The 20,824-nt window shown below is 43.1% G+C and carries 13 protein-coding genes and 1 tRNA gene; 8 read left to right on the top strand and 6 right to left on the bottom strand.

What is annotated here, in order from left to right:
- Positions 1 to 34 precede the first annotated feature (34 nt).
- The 3 genes from ACLD6A_RS02530 (at position 35) to ACLD6A_RS02520 (ending at position 4,502) form a co-directional block, all read left to right on the top strand.
- Positions 35 to 1,318 (top strand): deoxyguanosinetriphosphate triphosphohydrolase, encoded by a 1,284-nt coding sequence (locus ACLD6A_RS02530; protein WP_116794163.1) that lies wholly within the window; start codon positions 35 to 37, stop codon positions 1,316 to 1,318.
- A 76-nt stretch (positions 1,319 to 1,394) separates the two neighbouring features.
- Entirely contained in the window at positions 1,395 to 3,470 is a 2,076-nt protein-coding gene (dnaG, locus tag ACLD6A_RS02525; protein WP_410313500.1) for a DNA primase, read from the top strand.
- Positions 3,471 to 3,536: 66 nt separating this feature from the next.
- The gene (locus ACLD6A_RS02520; RefSeq protein ID WP_410313499.1) at positions 3,537 to 4,502 is read left to right on the top strand and encodes a nucleoside hydrolase; all 966 of its coding nucleotides are present in this window, start codon (positions 3,537 to 3,539) and stop codon (positions 4,500 to 4,502) included.
- A gap of 154 nt (positions 4,503 to 4,656) precedes the next feature.
- On the opposite strand, the gene ACLD6A_RS02515 is transcribed toward ACLD6A_RS02520, so the two are convergent.
- Complete coding sequence (locus ACLD6A_RS02515) at positions 4,657 to 6,408, bottom strand: acetolactate synthase large subunit (protein WP_410313498.1); 1,752 nt, start codon at positions 6,406 to 6,408, stop codon at positions 4,657 to 4,659.
- Positions 6,409 to 6,685: 277 nt separating this feature from the next.
- Between ACLD6A_RS02515 and ACLD6A_RS02510 the strand changes: the two genes are divergently transcribed.
- Both ACLD6A_RS02510 and ACLD6A_RS02505 read left to right on the top strand, forming a co-directional pair.
- The gene (locus ACLD6A_RS02510; protein ID WP_004135370.1) at positions 6,686 to 7,879 is read left to right on the top strand and encodes an SLC13 family permease; all 1,194 of its coding nucleotides are present in this window, start codon (positions 6,686 to 6,688) and stop codon (positions 7,877 to 7,879) included.
- Between the two features lie 177 nt (positions 7,880 to 8,056).
- A tRNA-Arg gene (locus tag ACLD6A_RS02505) sits at positions 8,057 to 8,129 on the top strand.
- Between the two features lie 496 nt (positions 8,130 to 8,625).
- On the opposite strand, the gene ACLD6A_RS02500 is transcribed toward ACLD6A_RS02505, so the two are convergent.
- Positions 8,626 to 8,883: a type II toxin-antitoxin system Phd/YefM family antitoxin gene (locus tag ACLD6A_RS02500; RefSeq protein WP_410313497.1), complete on the bottom strand. Its 258-nt coding sequence runs from the start codon at positions 8,881 to 8,883 to the stop codon at positions 8,626 to 8,628.
- Positions 8,884 to 9,575: 692 nt separating this feature from the next.
- Here ACLD6A_RS02500 and ACLD6A_RS02495 point away from each other — a divergent pair.
- From ACLD6A_RS02495 to ACLD6A_RS02485, 3 genes are all read left to right on the top strand, one after another.
- Complete coding sequence (locus ACLD6A_RS02495; RefSeq protein ID WP_410313496.1) at positions 9,576 to 12,158, top strand: hypothetical protein; 2,583 nt, start codon at positions 9,576 to 9,578, stop codon at positions 12,156 to 12,158.
- A 218-nt stretch (positions 12,159 to 12,376) separates the two neighbouring features.
- Positions 12,377 to 14,188 (top strand): SpaH/EbpB family LPXTG-anchored major pilin, encoded by a 1,812-nt coding sequence (locus tag ACLD6A_RS02490; RefSeq protein WP_410313495.1) that lies wholly within the window; start codon positions 12,377 to 12,379, stop codon positions 14,186 to 14,188.
- A gap of 675 nt (positions 14,189 to 14,863) precedes the next feature.
- Positions 14,864 to 15,934: a class C sortase gene (locus ACLD6A_RS02485; protein ID WP_410313494.1), complete on the top strand. Its 1,071-nt coding sequence runs from the start codon at positions 14,864 to 14,866 to the stop codon at positions 15,932 to 15,934.
- On the opposite strand, the gene ACLD6A_RS02480 is transcribed toward ACLD6A_RS02485, so the two are convergent.
- From ACLD6A_RS02480 to ACLD6A_RS02465, 4 genes are all read right to left on the bottom strand, one after another.
- Positions 15,880 to 16,284, bottom strand: a complete 405-nt coding sequence (locus ACLD6A_RS02480) for a Fur family transcriptional regulator (RefSeq protein ID WP_375169379.1) — start codon at positions 16,282 to 16,284, stop codon at positions 15,880 to 15,882. The genes ACLD6A_RS02485 and ACLD6A_RS02480 overlap by 55 nt on opposite strands.
- Entirely contained in the window at positions 16,281 to 17,483 is a 1,203-nt protein-coding gene (purK, locus tag ACLD6A_RS02475; RefSeq protein WP_410313493.1) for a 5-(carboxyamino)imidazole ribonucleotide synthase, read from the bottom strand. The genes ACLD6A_RS02480 and purK overlap by 4 nt, the downstream gene beginning before the upstream one ends.
- Entirely contained in the window at positions 17,467 to 17,931 is a 465-nt protein-coding gene (gene purE / locus ACLD6A_RS02470; RefSeq protein WP_373276886.1) for a 5-(carboxyamino)imidazole ribonucleotide mutase, read from the bottom strand. The genes purK and purE overlap by 17 nt, the downstream gene beginning before the upstream one ends.
- A 114-nt stretch (positions 17,932 to 18,045) precedes the next feature.
- Positions 18,046 to 20,823 (bottom strand): bifunctional lysylphosphatidylglycerol flippase/synthetase MprF, encoded by a 2,778-nt coding sequence (locus tag ACLD6A_RS02465; protein ID WP_410313492.1) that lies wholly within the window; start codon positions 20,821 to 20,823, stop codon positions 18,046 to 18,048.
- Position 20,824: the final 1 nt, after the last annotated feature.

Below are 20,824 nucleotides of genomic sequence, written 5' to 3'. Positions count from 1 at the left end.
AATAGTCTTAATTGCAAATAAAAAGAGGTGCTAGATGTGCGACGAAGTAATTGCATCAGATAATGAGGTCGTTGGTGAATACGATTTGCATGACACTGAGCGCTGGGCGAGTGAGCCTCATCACACTCGCGCTAGAACGCCTTTTGAAAGAGATCGCGCGCGAATCATACACTCGTCTGCTCTTCGTAGATTGGGTGCAAAAAGCCAGGTTTTAGTTGCAGGATCGGATGATTTTGCCAGAACTCGCTTAACGCATACTCTTGAAGTTGCGCAAATTGGTAGACAGATTGCAGCAATGCTTGGCTGTGATCCGGATGTTGTTGATTGCGCTTGCTTGTCTCACGACTTAGGTCACCCGCCTTTTGGTCACAACGGTGAGCGTGCGCTCGCAGAGTTGGCGAAAAATATTGGTGGTTTTGAAGGAAACGCGCAAACTCTTCGCTTACTTACACGCTTAGAACCGAAAGTTTTGCGGCAAAACGGCAGGAGTGCAGGAGTAAATCTTACGCGCGCAGCATTAGATGCTGCAGTGAAGTATCCGTGGGGATTAGAAGAAGCTAAGGCGCACGACAAAGGTGAGCGCGATCTTAAATTCTGCGTGTATCCGGATGATCGTGATGTGTTTGAATGGCTGAAAATTGGAGCGCCGCACGAAACCAAGCCGATGGAATGTCAAATAATGGATCTTTCGGACGATATTGCTTACAGTGTGCACGATATTGAGGATGCTATTGTAACAGGCGCTTTTAATCCTGCTTTAGTTGCGGATACAAAAGTCGTAGATAAAGTTGTTGAAGAAACCCATGCCTGGTATGGAAATCGTTGGGATGTAGATAAACTTTTGGCGGCTTTGCAGCGTTTAAGGAAGCGCGCAATGTTCCCGGATTCTTTCGACGGTTCACGCCGAGCGTTAGCGCAGTTGAAAAATATTACTAGCGCTCTTATTGGCCGTTTCGCAAGTTCTGTTGAGCACGCTACGCGTGAGCGTTATGGCAACGGTCCTCTTGTTCGTTACCGCGCAAACCTTGTAATTCCGGAAGATACTTCCTACGAGATTGTAATACTTAAAAGTTTGGCAGTGCACTTTATAATCGCTCCTCGCGAGCGTGAAGTTTATAAGCGCGAACAGAAGATTTTGACGGATTTGGTGGAAGTCTTTATGAGCAAGTCGCCGCGTTCGCACGATGCTATGGAAGCCGTGTTTGTGGGAGATTGGAACGAGTGCACGAATGATGATGAGCGTCTTCGTGTTGCAATCGACCAGGTGGCAAGCTTAACAGACGGTTCCGCCGCAACTCTTCACGCGGCCTTGTGCTAAACGAATCCACTAGTAGTTTCCAACACTGGTGAAGGAAATTTACCACTCGCCGCAGGTTTGCGATAAGCTAGATACCATGGTTGGAATGATCGCAAAAGAAGATATTGAGCGCGTGCGCGCTGTGGCAGATTTGTATGATATTGTGTCTGCAACTGTTACGCTTAAGCCTTCGGGAACTGGCACTTTTGTAGGTCTTTGCCCATTCCACGATGAAAAAACGCCTAGTTTTAGCGTGCGCCCAAGTTTGGGCGTGTGGCACTGCTTCGGATGCGGTGCAGGCGGCGACGTTTTTAAGTATGTTGAGCAGAAAGAAAACATTGATTTTCGCGAAGCTGTTGAGTTTTTGGCAGATCATTATCACATTGAAATGCACTACCAGCAGGCAGAAAAAGGCGACTCTCAATCGCACGGTTCTAAGCGAGCCAGGCTTTTAGAAGCAAATGAAGAAGCTCAAAAGTTTTTCGCTTCAAATCTTAATACTGAGGAAGCTGCTGCCGCGCGTGAATTACTTGCCGGGCGAAACTTTACTCCTCAGCAAAGTGCGCGTTTTTCTTGTGGCTACGCTCCTAAAGGCTGGGATAATTTAGTCAGATACTTAGCGAATAAAGGTTTTACACGTCAAGAGCTTCTCGACGCGGGTCTTGCTAGACTCGGTCAGCGAGGAATATACGACTACTTCCGCGGTCGCTTAACTTGGCCTATTCGCGACTCGACTGGTAGAACTCTTGGCTTTGGTGCAAGAAAGCTTTACGACGACGATTCTATTAGCGCAAAATATATTAACACTCCCGACACTGCACTGTATCGAAAAACGCAAGTTTTGTACGGAATCGACTTAGCGAAAGCAAATATTGTTAAAAAGCGTCAAGTTGTAATTGTTGAAGGCTACACGGACGTTATGGCATGCCATTTAGCTGGTGTTGATACTGCCGTTGCTACTTGCGGAACTGCTTTCGGCGTTGAACATGCGAAGATTGTGCGACGTCTTATTGCTGATGATTCTTTGGGTGCAATTCAGCTTGTTGGCCCTCTAAAGGTGGATGGTCAGTCTGTAAGCTCGCGAATTGTTTTTACTTTTGACGGTGATGCTGCAGGTCAAAAGGCTGCGCTTCACGCTTTTGGCTTAGATTCCGCATTTTTGACGCAAACTTTTGTTGCTGTAGCCGACAATAATCTTGATCCTTGCGATTTGCGTATTCAGCGCGGTGACGATGCTGTGCGCTCGCTGGTTTCGCACGCAAGTCCGCTTTATGACTTTGTTATCAATACTGTTATCAATCGTTTTGATACTTCGTTTACGACTGGTCAAATGGGTGCGGTGAAAGCCGTTGCGCCTCTTATTGCGCAAATTCGCGACCGTTCGCTTCTTGACTTGTATGCTCGCAAAGCTGTGCGCGCAATTGGTGTTGATTTAGCTGCTATGCGTAGGGAAGTTGAGGCTTCTCGCCGCCGTTTGCAAGTTCGTGACGACGATGCTTACGCATCTAGGTATAACGTTACTCCTGCTGGCTTGCCGCAGGCTGTTGCTGAGCGTGATGCAGATTCTAAAGCTTCTAGGATGGCTATTGTTCGAAGTGCTGCGCAAAATCAGCGTTATTATCGCGTTGATGATGCTGTATTCATGTGCGAGCAGCAGTTTATGGCTTTGTTGCTGCAAGTTCCGCTTGCGTTTAATGAACAATTATTTGCGCAGCTTACTTTGAATAATTTTATTACTCCAGTTTTTAGAACGCTTTTCCAGGCGTTTGTTGCTGCTGGAGGATTGCCGACTGGCAACGTTACGCAAGGATTGTGGTTGCATATGATGACTAAAGCGGCTGGACCTTTGCTGGAGTCTGTTATTACGGAGCTTTCGGTAATGCCATTGCCGCTTCCTGCAGCTTCAGACTCGTTAGAAGATGCCGGCAATCGGCAGAATCAGCAATCTTCAAACGGATCTCCTTCGGATTTCTTGCGAAAAGCTACTGTTGCAGAAAGCAAGTATGCGAACGAGCTACTTATTCGACTTTTAGACGTTGGTTTTATGCGTAGAATTGGTGCAGCTCGAGCGCGTATGGCGAAACTTAAGGATGGCCAGGAAAAGCTTGAGCTTCTAGGGAAAATCACCTCAATGGAATCTGCCCGCAAAAACTTGCAGTCGCAAATTCTATAAGAGTGTAAATATTGTAATCACATCTGAAACTACAGTTTCTATTAGTTGATGGGATATTTAGAATTTATGGAAAATCAAGGAATTTATTCTAAAAAGAAAATAATAATAGATACAGATTGTGGTTCGGATGATGCTATGGCAATTGCCATGGCTTTGAATGATCCTAGATATGAGATATTAATGTTTTGCACTGTATCAGGGAACGTGTGCATGGAACAAGCGACTATCAATACGCTTACCACTATCGAGCATGCTGGTTCATATGAGCCACCTGTATATAAAGGAAGCAGAAGCATGCTGTTGCGCGATTTGGCTTATGCTCATGAAACTCATGGTAGAGATGGAATGGGTGATATTGGTCTAGTGCCTCATCGTTTGAAAGAAAGTAATGGTAATGCTGTTTTGAAAATGATTGAAACTTTGAGAAACAGTGAAGATGGTGAAATAGACATTATTGCATTAGGGCCATTAACTAATATTGCTCTAGCTATTAAGGTTGATTATGAAGCGATGAAAAAAGTTGGTCGCATAGTCGTTATGGGATCTGCTGGTTTAGGCCGTGGAAATGTTTCTCCTGTAGCAGAATTTAATATTTGGCAAGATGCAGAAGCTGCAAAGATATTAGTTGATTCTGGTCTTAAAAATATTATGTTTGTTGGATGGGATGCATGCTTGGGAGAATGTATGCTGAATCCGCAAGAAATTGCTAATATTCGCAAAAGTGGAGAACTCGGTAAGTTCGCTATTGATTGTAATAGGGAATTAATGGAAATGAATGTTAGCCGTTTTGGGGATGCTTATTTAGATATGGCTGATCCATCTGCAGTTGCCGCTGCGTTATATCCTGAATGTATAAGCGAGTGCACAAAATATTATTGCCAAGTTGATGCAACTCCTGGACCAAGTTATGGCTCAGTTCTTGTTGATGCTAATTTCTTCTCTGGTAAAACTCCTAATGTTGAAATATGTAGTAGGCTTAATCCAGAAAAATATAAAAATTACATTTATCGTACTTTGCATGTTGTAGATTAGCAAAATTTGTTTTTACCAGCATGCTTTCTATATAAATATACTTTAGTAGCTGACGCTACGCTCCAAATGCGAGATAGATTTCCCGCGTTTGGAGGGATTAGCTAAATGAAACGCTCCAAACGCGATACAAGTTGCGCACGTTTGGAGCAGCGCGTCAGTTACTAAAATCAATATCGCCGAGTTTTTCAATAAGCTTCATATTCTCACTGTAATCAACTGGGCAAGAAATCACGTCCACTCCGCTTTCCTGCTCCAAAGCCGCGCGAAGCATATTGTACAAATCTTCCGGCTTTTTAACAGCGTGACCGCGCGCGCCAAAACTTTCCGCCAGTTTTGGCACGTCCGGATTATGGAAATCAACGTACTCGTGCTCGCCTGCGTGAAGCTCCATCTTCCACTTAATTAAGCCGTACGCGTTATCTTCCCAAACAAGAACAACCATGCGGCTTCCAACGCGCACAGCTGTTTCAATTTCTTGCACGTTCATCATAAAGCTTCCGTCGCCCATTACGGCCAAAACTGGTTTTGCGTTCATTTTGCCGGAGTTATCTCGAATAAACGAAGCTCCAACAGCGCCCGGAAGCGTCCAAGCCATAGTAGAAAGACTGTTGTCTATTATGCAAGTATTCGGGTGCATAGTTGGGTACAAGCGTGCCATCCACATTTTCAAAGCGCCTGTATCTACAAGCACCTTCGTGCCTTCAGGAACAGCGCGGCGAATATCGTAAACTACGCGCTGCGGTTTCATTGGCATGCTTTCGTCGTTTTCGCAAGAATGTAATTCTTCCGTAAGTAGTTGTCTAATACGAGGGTGGCTTACGTCGAAAGTTACGTTGCGCGTCTTTAATACTTCTGTAAGAGTTTTAAGCGTCTGCCCAATATTTGCCATAATGTTCAGCGCAGTAGGGTAGTGCGCGTCGGTATCTTCCACAAAAGTATTGATGTGAATAATGGTTTTATCAATATTCGGGTTGATTTTCTTAGGATCAAACTGCTGAATTGAAAAACCTACGGCAATAATCAAATCAGCCGTGTCAAAAGCGAAGTTTTCGTAGTCGCGATGCATAAATCCAACGACGCCAAGCGCATTCGGATGATTATCCGGGAAAACGCCCTTACCTTCAAAAGTAGTTGCAACTGGCACGTTAAGCTGCTCTGCAAAAGCAAGAAGATGATCCTCAGCATGAGAGCGCGCAACACCGTTTCCAGCCAAAATAATAGGCTGTTTTGCTTTACTAATAATTTTCGCAGCTTCTTCAATAGTGTCCGGAGCTGGCATAATATGCAGCGGATGTGGAAGTGGAAGAGGCTTAGCGTCTTCAGGCGCTTGCATTTCGCTAATATCTTCCGGAATAACAAGGCATGTGGCTCCCGGACGGTTTCGGCCGGCAATAGAGAAAGCTTTTCGAACCATTTCCGGCGCAGACTCTGGAGCAAGCATCATAGAAGACCATTGCGTAATCGGCTGGAAGAGTGCAACCAAATCAATAATCTGATGAGATTCCTTATAAAGCCTAGAAACATTACCTTGTGCGCAAATAGCAACAAGCGGCGTAGTGCTTGCGTTTGCTTGAGCTACAGGAAGAGTAAGATTTAGTGCGCCAGGGCCTAAAGTTGCCAAGCATACGCCCGGTTTTCCAGTAATATGAGCGTATGTTGCTGCCATAAAACCAGCGCCCTGCTCGTGGCGAGTAAGCACAAAACGAATGCGACCGTCTCGCTCAATCGCCTCAAGAAGCGGAATATTTTCCTCACCTGGAATGCCGAAAACTACTTCAACGCCTTCATTTACTAAGCATTCAACAATTAAATCTGCAGTGTTGCGCTTATGGTTTTCACGAAGATGCTTTTGGCGTGCGAGCGTTTGTTCAATCTTTTTACTTTCAGTTTCTTTTATTTCTGCCATATTCCGCTTCTTATGTAGTTATGTAGTTGTGTAGTTGTTTAGTCAACAAATTCTTTTCTACATAATATACGTATTCCTGTCTTTTGCGACATGCTTTGCTGATGCGCGTGTCACAAAAAAGGGCGGAATTTTGTGTTAGCTATTTTAGGCTAAATCATGCTATTAGTAGTTGCTAATTTATTGCTATTTCAACGATTTTGTCGGGAGTTTAACCTGTTTTTGGGATTGGGTTTCTAGTATAATAGGAGCATTGTGTTTGCTGCCTTACGGAGGAATGATGAAGCGCTGGCTGTTGAATCTGGTCAAGTGTGAAACCATTCTTATTGTTGCGGCAATTTTGGCAATTATTTCATGTTTTTTCGTGCCTCCTGATTGGCAATATCTTGGTTATATTCACGTGAACACAATTTCTCAGCTTGTTTGCCTAATGATGGTTGTGTGTGGATTCCAACGCATTGGTGTATTTCGTGCGATTGGCGCGCGTCTTTTAAGGCACGTTAGAACTGAGCGCGGGCTTGTGATTGTGCTTATGTCGCTAACGTTCTTTTCGTCAATGCTTATTACGAATGACGTTGCGCTTGTGACTTTTGTGCCGTTTGCGCTTTCCGTGCTTGTTATGGCAAATGCTGAAAAACGTTCGATTCTTGTAATCACGCTTATGACTATTGGCGCGAATGTTGGCAGCATGCTTACGCCTATTGGCAATGCGCATAACTTGTACTTAAAAGCGCTAACGCATATGTCTACTAAAGACTTTTTGACGATTATGGCACCGTATACGGTTACTGCTGCGGTGCTTATGATTGTGTTTGCTTTTGTGTTCTTTAAGTCTCGCAAAGTTGATCAGTTTGCAGGTTTGCATGGTGACGATATTGAGCAGAGCGTGCTTGCGCCTTCGCATGGACATCCGCAGCCGGACGAGATTCGCGTTATGGGCTACGGTATGAGCTTTACTCGTTGGCGCGTTATTGTTTACAGCCTGCTTTTTGTGGTTTGCTTGTGCGGTGTTAGCGGTTGGATTCCGGATTGGATTATGGTTGTGATTATGGTGGTGGCTTTCCTTCTTTGCGACCGTCATGTTTTCCGCGTGCTTGATTGGGCGCTGCCGCTTACCTTTATTATGTTCTTTATTTTTATTGGTAATATGCGCAGAGTTCCGGGCTTTAGTGATCTTGCACAAATGTGGGTTGGGTCGCATCCTATGGAAGTTTCTGTGGCTTCAAGCCAGTTTATTAGCAATGTGCCGACGACGATTTTGCTTTCGGGATTCTGTGATCAGTGGAAGATGCTGATTATTGGTACGAATCTTGGCGGAATGGGTACGCTTATTGCTTCTATGGCTTCGCTTATTTCTTACAAGGGAATTACGCATCAATATCCTGAGCATAGGGGACGTTATTTGCTTACGTACACGATTGTGAACGTGTTCTTCCTTGCTGTGTTAATGTCGCTTGCGTGGATTATTGAGTAGTGTTTGCTTAATTTTTGCAGTGACGTTTTGTAAATAGGATTTTTGCAAGTTTTATATGTGACTTTTATGTGTGACTTTTATAGGCGACTTTTTAGGTGACTTTTATAGGCTATTTCTGTTATTTTCTGTTTTTAAGGCGCGTTGATAGTGCCGTTTTGATATAATAGCCATTTGTTTGCCTCTGTAGCTCAAAGGATAGAGCAACGGCCTTCTAATCCGTTGGTTGCGCGTTCGAGTCGCGTCGGGGGCACGATTAAATCTTGAAACGGTGTTTGGGCTGTGGCATAGTCGCAATCCAAACACCGTTACTAATTCAGTCAACCAACTGAGAAAATAACGGTAATCACCCAAATACTGTTAAAAACTCAGTCAACGAACTGAGAAAATAACGCTGATAAGCCTAACACTGTTAAAAACTCAGTCAGTTAACTGATGCATTAACGCTCACAACATCGTTAGAACACCACGGCTTCCAGCCAACAATCTAATATTGCATGGATATGGTGTTAGGAGAATGGATATCTTGCCTAAAATCAAGCTATTAAGCCGATCTTAAACTTTTTAACGATAGCTTTTTAATAATCATTAACATAAAATAATGATAGTTACTAGGAATAGTTATTCAAGTAGTGCGTCAATATTTCGTTTTGAATATAGAAGTCTGCGCACTTCCATAGTGTCGCCCAAGACAACGTAAAAAACAGAAAAGTTGCGTACGCTAATCCTGTAGTAGGGGTGTTCTCGTGTTAATTAATCCTTCTCCTTGCGCTATCAAAGACGTCGTCTTTAGAAAGACGTGTAGAAGTGTTTGCGGCAAAAGCGTCTGCTTCATCGAGTTTTCTTTCAATGTCGTCAGTGAGAGTGGAGTATTGTTTGATGCTCATTAGAACCATAGTTCCATAACCGTTTTTTGTAAGGAATACTGGTGTATTTGAATTTATAACTGTTTCTTCTACTTCTGGAAATTTATTTCTTAAATCGGAAACTGGACGAATATTAATCATAGTATCAACCTCCTTTTATCAAAAAAGTATCATAATATTATCAAGATTACAATTATATTAGTGGCTTAGCGCTAAAAAAGTGTAGCTATACTCGTAAGTTTCCTAAATCTCACGTTTAGAACGTTTGCTTGATGTCACGGGATGTGTATTAAAAGCATACAAATCGCAGACGTTTGAATAAAGATGCTTTATTTTTTTTTTAATTATAAATCTCAAAGGTGAATTTTTAATTTGTTTCGTTTATAACAGAAACAAGTGTAAGAAACGATAAATTTATCGACTATAATCGAAAGCTATAACCGAGAGTGTAATTGAATCTATATTGAGCTTTTGTCTCGTGGTTTTCAGGTTCAAGTTGGTCGTATTAACAATCAAGAAATCGAATTCATTGCTACTATGTTTCGCTATGGCTATTATTAAAGGGTTTAATAAGCAAGCGTAAGTGCGATGTTTAATAGTTTTCCTTGCGAATTAGCGGGTTTCTGTTCCGACGTTTGTTTGGATTTTGTTCCGATGTTTGGCGGCGTTAGTGAATATGATTGGAAAATGCGGTGCGATTTATTAGTGGTTTAATTGATTTAAATTTCTAAAAAGTATTGGTGTGAGTTGAAAAATTTGGATTATGAGCCAAAAATTTCCTGGGGGGGGGGGTATAGTATTTAAGGCTCGGTATGCAGGGAGGAGATGCGTTGATGAGTGATTTACATCGCAATAGCCGTTTCCTTCGATTCTTGCGCTCAATTTGCGCTAAAACAGCGTGCGCTCGCCGTGTGATTGTGGCGCTTTTTGTTGCTGTTGCTACGATTCTTGCCACTTTTATGATTATGCCATCCGCCTCTATGGGTGCTAGCTCGCAAGGCGGGTCTAATCAGGTGCAAGCTCAGTCGCAAACTAAGAGCGAAAGTGCTGAGTCTAATACTGCATCAAGTACTGAAGTAGATGCAAAAAACGAGTCTTCTGCAAGCGGCAAAAATGGCGTAAAAAATGATGCTAAAGATTCACAAACTTCTTCCACACCAGAGAGTTCGAGTGCAAGCAGCGCACAAAACGTTGACCCAACAAAGCAGCAGCAAAACAATGCTGCAGAAGGTGCAAACAAAGCCGCTGACAAAGACGTTGCAGACGCTGCTAAAGACGCTGAAAAATCCAAATCTGTAAAGAGATCTAAGCGCCAAAAGCGTTCTGCAAAAGAAGATGATCGCGCCGCCGCTGGCAACGTTGAGCTTCCAGAAGCGTGCAAGAATAATGAAAAATATAATACTTTTGCAAAATGCTACACTATTAGTTATAGAACATATGGAATAGAGAATCATGCTGTGGGGTCGGGAGAGTCTCGTAAATACATTTATTACGATGAATATCCTCAGGTTAGTAAGCCAGAAATAAAGATTGCAGGAGAAGAGCCTAAGAATCTACCAGAAGGTGTTTGGCTTGAGCTAACTAATGGAAAAGTCCCGAAAAAGAGGAAAAAAGGGACCATTAAAACCTATGAAACCGCGTACGAATGGGCTTTCTTTAAAAACTCAGATGGAAATTATATTTCTAAGTTTACAGAAAAATCTAATAGCGATGGTTTTATACGGTTTTATCCAAGTAAGTGGCCTAACAAAGATGTAAGTGATTATAGGACTATTGTTAAAGTTCATTATCCAGATAATTCGGTTACAGAGATTATCGTGAAGGCGTCAATTAGCTACAATAATCTTATAAGACCACAAGCGAATGATTTAACCTTTAATATTTATAATCATGAAGCTAAAGATGGCCAAAAAGAAGTAGATGATAGCAATAACAGTATCACTATAGATTCAACATCAACTGACCCTTCCGCTGATGATACGTATAATCCCATAACTCCGCTTTTTATTCACTCGTCACTAAAGCAAGGTATCGGTACTATTAATCATCGCATGGTTTGCAATAAATCTGGTACTCAAGATTATTCTCTAGACGGTATTAATGGTTTGACTCTTAGCGGTAGCAGCAGTGGAACATCTACCAATAAGTGGGTGCAGTCTACGCACAACGAGTTGAAGAAGCGTCCAAACGGTTCGGCTAAAAATAGTGGAGATCAGCTTTATGAAGATGACGATTATCGTGAGCAATCCAGAAGCTGGATTACTGGAACTCCACAGAAGCCTGGGACGTATGTTTGCAAGGTGTTTGCTTTGAAAGATGCGCGCTTACTTTTCAATAAAGTTAACGGTGACAGCTATGTAAATCTATTTAATTCAATCATTAGAGATAAGAGTAAACTACAGTCTGTCTTCGAAGATCCAATGAATGCTTTTTATAAAGGTGCAAGTGAAATCGTAAGTAAAATAGGAGACGGACACGAATATGTAAATGATGGACAATTCAAAGGTTCGCTTTCTGATAAGAAAAACATCGACTGGGACGTTAAGACCATTAAGATTGTTGTTAAGTCGAAGAAAAAGCCAAATCTTGTGGTTGGGGATAATGATCTTACGCTGAAAGTGTATCCGTTTAAGAACAATGATGCTGGGTCTGGTAAACCTGGAGCGTCTGCTTCTTCGGCGTTGGCTGATGGCGGCACTGTTTCTGCGATGCTCGGTATGGAGCTTAAGCCGTCTATTGAAGCCACGTCTGAGGCGGATTCTCGAAAAACAATTACTCTTAAAATGTTGTGCTCGAAGGGCGAGAAGCCGCAAAAAACTAACTCGGGTGACGCAGGTGGCACAAGTAATTCAGATGGCACAAGTAACGGAGTTGCTGCAGGCGGTTCTGGCACTACAGGCAACACAGATAACAAAGGTCTTGTGTATACAAAATGGGAAGAGCCAAGCAAACTTGGATTTACTTTCCCAGATGAAAATGCTCAAAAACCATGTACTTCAAAAAAAGACAAGCAGACTTGCTCACTTGAAGGATCGACTAAAAACTTTGCTGCTACTACTAATGTCAGCGCTACGTTTAAGTCAGCGGAAGCTGGCGATTACCAGTGCGTTGTGTATGCTCTTAAGCCAGATGCGCTTACTAAGTTCAACGAGGAAGCAGCTAAAACAGGCGTAACACCAGAGAAAATATCCACTGCCTTTGCGGGCGCGAAGCTAACAGCCAACAAAAATCTTGCAAAGTTGACTATTAACATTCACGTTCCAGAAAAATTTACTTTGCCGCACACAGGCGAGTGGAATTGGAACTTGCAGCTTGGCGCTATAGCTGCCGTAATGGTGAGCGTGCTTGCCGCAGGATTTGTGGCAAGTCAAAGTGACTCATACAGAAAACTATTTTACGAAAGGCGGCGATGCTAATGTGAAAGCTGCCTACGTAATCGAAGAACAGAACAAAACATAAAATAAACGCACAAACAAGTGCCGAATGGGTACACAAACAAGTGCTTAGCAAGCACAAACAAGGCTCAATCGGTACGCAAACACACAGTAACAAAAACACAGTAACAAAACATAAAACACAAAAACAAAACAACTTATTCAAACTGCTCTTAGGAGCATCGATTAAAGGAGAAAAGATGAATAAACTAACAAGAAAGTGCGTGGCGGCGATTGCGTCGCTCGCGATGGCTGGCACGCTGTGCGTCGCCGGCGCCGTCACCATGTCCAGCGTTGCGTGGGGTGTGCCTCGTCCTCCAATTCACCAAGGCACTGTTACAGCTAAGGCTCCGTGGGATAAGGAGAATAAGTCACAAACTGGTAGCATTACTATTTTCAAGTGCGATGCTGCTGAAAGCGATTATACGCCAACTGACTCTAATTCCCCTTCTTGCCCTGCTAACCACAAGCCTCTTAAAGCAACATTTAAGGTAACAAAGGTTGAAAAAGTTAACAATGAGACTCTTAACTACGCTTCTGAGAAAGATTGGGCCAAGTTAGCTGATGTTGTTAATGATTTGAATCGTAACGACGAGACCAAGATCAAGCTTGCAAATGGCCAAGATGATGTGAAGACTCAAGACACTGATGAATCCACTGGTAAAACAGAATTCACAGGACTTTCTCTTGGCTTGTACAAAGTTGAAGAAACTAAGGCTCCAGCTGGCTACGGCGCAAATGATATGAGCGTGTTCTATATTACTTTGCCTTTGATTAAGCAGGAGGATGGCAAGACTAAGTACGATTACAATCCAGTTGTGCATCCAAAGAATAAGAATCTTACAAGCACTCTTAAGAAGGTTTTAAGCACTGACAAGGGTGATAACTTTGTTGACGTTAAGGACGACATTGTTTACGAGATTAGTGCTGGTGTGAATCATCCTTCTGATGTTACTTTGAATGCAGACAGTATTAAGGATTTTGCCGTTTTCGATGACGCTCCAAATGATACGTTTGACACTATTACGGAAGACGCTGTTAAATCTGTGACTGTTGATGGAGTTACTGATGTTCTTTCAAAGACGACGGATTACACCGTTAGCGTTAATGCGAATACTGATACTACAAATGCTGTTACAACAGACGGTGATACCAAGGGCCTTGCGGCCAAGCATACTCGTATTTTGGTTAAGTTCACTCCTGCTGGCTTAGGCAAGATTGCCGATGCATTGAACAAGGCTAAAGGTGGCAACGAGCCTCAGGTTCACGTAAAGTTCAAGTTCAAGCTAAACAGTACCTATCAGGGCGGTCAGGCTCCAACTACTGACGATGTGCAGGAAAAAGACGGACATAACAAGATTGTGAATAAGTCTGGTTTCTTCAAGGCTCATGCTGGTAACGCTGATAAGGATCCAGATCCTATCATTTCTGGTAAGGATGATGATGGTACTAGAACTAACACGTTTGGTTACCTTCAAGTAAACAAGCATGACAAGAAGACTGGCGCTGGACTTGTTGATGCTGAGTTTAAGCTGTTTAACTCTAAAGATAAGGCAGATGCTTGCAATGCGTCTTTGTTGAAGAAAGAAACAGAGCAAAAAGCTGCAGGTGCACAGCCTGCAAGTGGTGCAAGTGATACTTCTGCTGATCCTTGCACAGATGGCGCATCCACGAATTTCAATGGTAAAACTATTACTGGCGGTAAATTCGAAAACCCTTACAAGGCTCTCGCTGGTCAAGAAATCTACCTTGTTGAGATGAAGGCTCCGAAGGATTACATGCGTTATCCTGGTGCTGTGGCTGTAAAACTTGAGGAAGGTAAGACTAAAACTGTTGATTTCCCTAACACTAAGGTTGAGAATACAGGAATCAACACTCCATGGTTCAACCTTCCTGCAACTGGTGCTGCTGGCGTGATTATTTTCGCTGTTGCTGGCATGGGCTTGATTGCGGCTAGCGTGTTCCTCTATATGCGTAATCGCAAGGAAGAAGAACAGCAGCAGAATGCCTGATCTGCTTTCTAAAGCTGGTCTTGTAGTCTAATGGCAAGTGTGAGTCTAGGGTTTACTTAACTAAATCCTAGACTCATATTTGTGTGGTGAGATTTGAGATTTTTCGCACAGAGCAAGTGTCTCTAAGCCATTAGAATTTGCGCTCAAGCAGATTGTCAGCGCATATGACACTAGCGGTTTTACTAGTAGTGCGAGATAGGAATTGCTTGTCGAGCAATATAAAAGCGGAGCGATAGTAATATCTTTTTGATAAATAACTATTTTTGAAAGAAAGTAAGTAAAAAACTAAACTTAACTATGCAACCTTTAGGTCCAAATAAGGTATAGGAGCGGAGCGCTGCGAGACAAGTAATTCCTATCTCGAACATCCACTTCAAAACCTAAATCTACGCATCCACCCGCAGCTTAATTGCGCGGCTTTAGTTGCACTTAGTAAACCACGCATCTTACGTAACTCTCTGCACGAGTCTATGAGTTTTGTGTTGGTGGATAGTGTGTTGAGAGGCTGGAAAAATTGTGTTCAGTGCTAAAAGAGGAGCGTAGCGACGGGACGCACGCAAACACAAATTTTCCAGCCTCGTCAAAACCGAAGAACAAGAACATTAGTCAAAACTCATAGACGATACTCAAAAATCAGTAAATCAAAGATAAGAAAAACACAGAAATGGAGGAAGCATGAAATTAAACAGCGCTGTTACGAAAGTATATGCTTTCTTCAAGCACCCCACATCACAACAATCACAACAACAATCACAACAACAATCACCACAACAATCACCACAACCCGCACCAAAAAAGCCTAAGTCGCATCTTCGCCGCATTTTAGAGCCAATCGCTCTGGCAGTCGCCGCAATCCTATGTTTCACTTACCCGGTGGCGTCTACGCTCTGGAACAATAACGCTTCTAAGCAGCTTTCTGCCGCGTATGACAAGTTGAGCCGCGAGCAGCCTAAGGATGCGCGTGCAATTAGCTTAGATAAGGCGCGCGAGTATAACGCTCATCGTAGCGCGATTTTTACGGCGGATCCATATAACGGCACGGAAGATTTTAAGAAAACGCCTGAGTATAAGGATTATGAAAAGCAGCTTGATGAGCCTATGGGGATTATGGGTATTGTAAAAATCCCGAAGATTGGCGTAAAGCTGCCTATTTATCACGGCAGTTCGCAGGATGTTTTAGCGTATGGCGCGGGGCATTTGTATGGCACGGATTTGCCGGTTGGCGGCAAAAACAGGCATGCTGTTATTACGGCTCATACTGGTTTGCCGCATGCAACTATGTTTGACGACTTAATCTACCTTAAAAAAGGCGATTTTTTCTATTTTGATGTGCAAGGTAAAACCTTAAGATACAGGGTGTTTCGCATTAGCGTGGTTGACCCGAATGATATTAGGCTGATTCAGCGCGAGAAGGGGCGCGATTTGGCTACGCTTCTTACCTGTACTCCGTATGGCGTAAATACTCAGAGGCTTCTGGTGACTGGCTACCGCGTGCTGCCGGATCCTGTGAAGCCGCCTGACGATCATTTGCAGTGGCCGCTTTGGATGACGCTGTTTGTTATTGCGCTTGTTGGTTGCGCTGTGATTTTAACCACTATGATTGTTGCGACGATTTCCTCGCGTAAGAATAAGAGGAATATTCGCGGAAGGCATTTGCCTAATGCGTCTAATACGGAGCGTTTGTTAGCGCGCTACTTGTCTTCATTGCGGCAGTTTTCGCACAAGCCAAAAACTTCCAGCGTGTGATCAACAACCGTGTATCCGTGGGATTCGGCTACGTTATGAATCCACCCTTCGTCGTCTGGTGGCTCAATATCAACGGTTTTTCCGCAGCGTTCGCACACTAAATGATGGTGGTGCGTGTTTTCGTCGCAAATACGGAATAATTGCTGTCCGTTAAAGCGCACAGTGTCTACTTCGCCGCTTTGAGTTAATGCGTTAAGCTGACGATACACTGTTGCTAATCCGATTATTTCTCCGTCTTTGGCGAGTATTCGGTGCAAGTCTTGTGCAGAAACAAAATTGCGAGATTCGCGCAAATAGGAGAGTACGATTTCTTTTTGCCGAGTGTGACGACGTACAGGTTCGCTGGTCATCTCGAATCCTTTCGTTGTTCATCACAGTATTCAAGTTCGTCATCCCAGCAGCCGGTTGAATCTAATGCTGCCGCGGCTTCAACTGGGTCGTCGCTTAGCACTGTAATATGACCCATTTTGCGGTTCTTTCTAACTTCTGCTTTGCCGTAGTCGTGCACATGCCATTCTGGGTGCTCTAAAATAAGCGAGCGCACAGGAGCTACATGCTGTCCGAGCACGTTTACCATAACGGCAGGGGAAAGCAGCTTAGGCTTTTTTAAAGGCCATCCAACAATTCCGCGAATATGAGCTTCGAACTGATCCATATCGCAAGCTTCAATCGTATAATGCCCGGAATTGTGTGGGCGTGGAGCAAGCTCGTTTACTACTACTTGATTATCTTTAGTAATAAAAAGCTCAATTCCTAACGTTCCTGCAAGCTCAAATCCGCGGGCTAATCTTAAAGCTAATTCGTGCGCTGCACGCTCAACTTGTGAATCAACTACTGCCGGTGCCAAAGTCATGTGCAAAATACTATTGTGATGCACGTTTTTTACAAGCGGATACGTTACAAAGTCTTTGCCGTTTCCGGAAACAAGAATAGAAGCTTCAAAAGCAAAATCAACGAAACCTTCCAGAATTGAAGGTGGGAATTTGCCGCCGCGGTCTGCGCGATGGTGAATATTTGCAACGTCTTCTTCTGTGCGCAAAACATCCTGACCGTGACCGTCGTAGCCGCCTCGACGAGTTTTCAAAATCGCCGGCAATCCTATTTCGTCAATAGCGGTATCTAAATCGTCAAGATTATTTACTTCGCGCCACGGTGCAGTTTTTGTGCCGTGCTTGTTAATAAATTCTTTTTCAAATACGCGATCTTGGGTTATGCGAAGTAAGTCAGTTCCTTGCGGAATTGCGGTTAAATGGCGGACTTTATCTAGTGCGTCTGCGCTAACGTTTTCAAACTCGTATGTTAGTACGTCGCAACGTTCGGCAAGTTCGCGCAAGCCTTCTGGGTCGTCGTAATTAGCTTCAACCTGCAAATCTGCTACTTGGAACACTGGGCAGTCAAGAGTTGGGTCAAGAACGCCAATTCTAAAGCCCATGTGGCGGGCTGCAATAGCCATCATGCGTCCTAACTGGCCGCCGCCAATAATTCCAATCGTGGCTCCTGGCATTAAGCGTTCAACAGCGCCGTTAGTTACTTCAGATAAGGTTGGCATTTGATTCCTCAACTTTCGCTTTGAGTTCTTCGCGATATGTTGCGAGTTCTTCTGCAAGACGCTCGTCTGTTGTGCTTAGAATACTTACGGCAAGCAAGCCTGCGTTTGTTGCTCCAGAATTTCCAACTGCTGTTGTTGCAACAGGAATACCTCCTGGCATTTGCACAATAGAAAGCAAAGAATCCCAGCCCGAAAGTGCGTGAGACTTTACTGGCACGCCTATAACAGGAAGCGTGGTTTGTGCTGCAATCATTCCAGGCAAGTGAGCTGCTCCACCTGCTCCGGCAATAATAATATGGAATCCTTCTTTACGAGCATTGTGCGCAAAGTCTGCCATAAGTTCTGGCGTACGATGTGCGGAAATAACTCTTTTCATGTAAGGAACTTGGAATTTATCTAGGATTTCACAAGCGTTACGCATAGTTTCCCAATCGCTTGAGGATCCCATGACGACAGCAACGGTTGGCTTTATTTCTAACACGATGAACCTCCCTGACGTGCAATTGCTACTTTACGCAACACTAGGGAGAACTCGCCGAAGTTTTATGCAAAACTTAACAAATTATTTGTTAAGTTCACTTGTTTTTGGCCGTAATGATTTAGCCATTTCCAAGATTTGTTTTGCACTAGCTTCAGGTAAGTAAGCGTGTGTTACAGCCAAAGATATTTGTGCAAGTTTTGCAGAATCCAAATAGCATACGTAAACTGAGCTAGCTTCCGGCTGGAACTTCTTTTTGAAGAAGTAAAGCGATTTGAATCCGTAAGCAGGTTCCAAAATATCGGACATCATTGCCAGAGCATGGTTAATAACATTTGAAGATTGTTGAGAATCTGCTATTGTTGCGTTTTCGCTTTCTGCGTTTTCGCTTTCTGCGTTTTCGCTTTCTGCGTTTTCGCTTTCTGCATTTTTACTGTCTGTGTTTTTACTGTCTACGTTTTCGCCGATTCCTGCCAAAGGTGCTGCAGATAAGCTCATAAATTCAACAGCAGATTCAGGATTTTCTAATCCCTCATCGCGCAAGCGTTCTGCCATTCTTGCAATCAGCAATTCCATAATTCCGTTTGGACTATCTGTGCGATGTCGCATAAAATCAAGCGTCCAGCCAATAATTTTATGATTTCTATAAGTAGGCATCCAGCTTGTTACGCCCAGTACGCGTTCATTTTCGTCGATTGCGTACAGTATTTTTACGCGATCATCTTGAAGCTCATCCAAGCCACCCAAAGTAAATTTCATTTCCGGAAGGGATTTAAGCTCAGCCCACTCTTCCGAAATTTCAACAATCTGCTGCTGAACGTCAAAAGAAGCTTGTTTATATGTTGTTAAAATATCGCTTATTCCATCTCGTTTTGCTTTATTGATAGCGGTACGAATATCTTGCCATTTTTTGCCGCGAGTCTGCCACTTACTTGGGTCTACAAGCATATCTGTTCCAACTTTAATAGACGTAAAACCAAGCTTTTCTAACTCTTGACGCACATTCTCATGAACTGCGTAAAATGCTGGAGACCACGAGTTTTTTTCGCATAAGTTAATAAATCCACGAAGATCTTGCTTGTATTCTTTAGAATCTCCAAAAGGTCCTGTAAGAGTAAGTGCAATATCGTAGCTTAAGCGGTAGGCTATTGCGGATTTTCCGCTTGGGGAGAACCAATAATGGTTATTTGGCCAAGTTGTCATAAAGCTCATAGTGTTTCCGCCAAGTTCCACAAGTGAGCTTGCTTTTTCTCTATCTTTTTCGTTGGTTGAAATTTTGCTCCTAAACCATGTAAAGCAAACTATAAAAAGAACAGCCCAAAATATTACGCCAACAGATTGCGCTAATGTTGAAGATAGCGGTGTTTCCGTGCGAAGCATTGCGTTAGAACGATTTCCAAAGCCCATAGGCATCCATCGTCCAGGTAAATCTCGCAAAAGATGATGAATGTTTGCAATAGGCTTAAAGTTGTCTGCTATCATAAGGCCAAAAGTTACGTAGCCTACAGCTGTAATCCACAGTGTTACAATAATTGCGACTAATCCTACGCGAACTTGAAAACGGCTTGTAGTAATCGAAAAATGCTTAAGATTAATAGCAAGAAGAATAGTCATAAGCAGAGGTGGAAGAGCAGTAAGCATAAACGCAACAGCTACTGCATTATGTTGGTGTATTGAAATATGCTGATTTGTTGCAATAAGCGGCAAAATTGTAAAGTACATTCCAGCATAAAGCACAGTAATTGCGTTAATAATAATGGAAGTCCACGCTGCAAGCTTACGCCCGCGTAACATTCCCCATGCAATAATCAGCATAGTTACAATCGGAAGAAGAATACGAATCCACACTCCGCCAATAGCCGCGTGATGCAATCCAGAATGAAGTAAGCAACTATTTGCACTGTAATTACTAATGCAACGAGTAACCCACGGTTTTGAACCCATTTGTGGAGACATAAACAGTCCAAGAGTGGTAAGAATGCCGGCGTGTGAGCGCGAAGATAATGCTAATAATGGTCCGAGAGCAATGATTCCTTGAGCGTATGCAAAAAGCTTTCGAATCTCGTAATCTGTGCCTTTCCACCAGCTTGCGCTATGCTTTATTCCTTTTGGCTTGCACACAATATTGCCAATAATATGGCCTGTAAGAGCAGCAATAATAGTGCAATAGTCTCCAGGATTTCCACTATAAAGCATCATTGCAGAAGTAACAGCGTAGCCGATTACAAGCATTCGCCTATGCCACAAAATCGATTCGTTGGCAGAAGATGCCATAAACGCGCCAATAAACAGCGTAAATGGTGACAATCTTATAGGGATTCTAGTAATCCAATGCATGTTGCTAATAAGTATAGAAAGATTGCCAATAATCGTCAGACCAACAACTATTCCAATTAGCGTACTAGATACAGCAATAGAAACAATATGAAGTCTGCTTATGCGAGTTTCCGCAACACCTATGAGAATAATAACGAGGAAACAGTTGACTAAAAGTGAAGGCATGCTGTTTACGAAAACAAGCGAGTGGCAGATTTTTAGCAGCAGCTCCGACATGTTTGCGTGGCCGAAGAGGAAGCTAGATCCTTTCGAGGGATGGTGTCGCATAAAAAGTTGCGCAAGAGTTGCGTTTGTGCCGTAAGTATATATGTGCATTAATGTTCTTGTAAACCAATGTGCGAAATTTATAACAATAAAAATGCATGTGATTGTAAGAGCAAAAACGCGCTGGCGAAGCCAGGAAATAAAGTCGTGCAGAAAAACTCTAATATGGCTAGATGTTTGATTGCTGCTACGGTCTAGGCTTTTTTGTTGACCATCTTCCTGGCTTATGAGCTTATGCTTATTGAAAAAAGACAGTGCCATA

This window comes from Gardnerella sp. Marseille-Q9691 (genome assembly GCF_046507715.1).
Lineage (GTDB): Bacteria > Actinomycetota > Actinomycetes > Actinomycetales > Bifidobacteriaceae > Bifidobacterium > Bifidobacterium greenwoodii.
The sequence above is the reverse complement of the archived record's forward strand: the minus strand, read 5'-3'. Positions and strand labels throughout refer to the sequence as shown.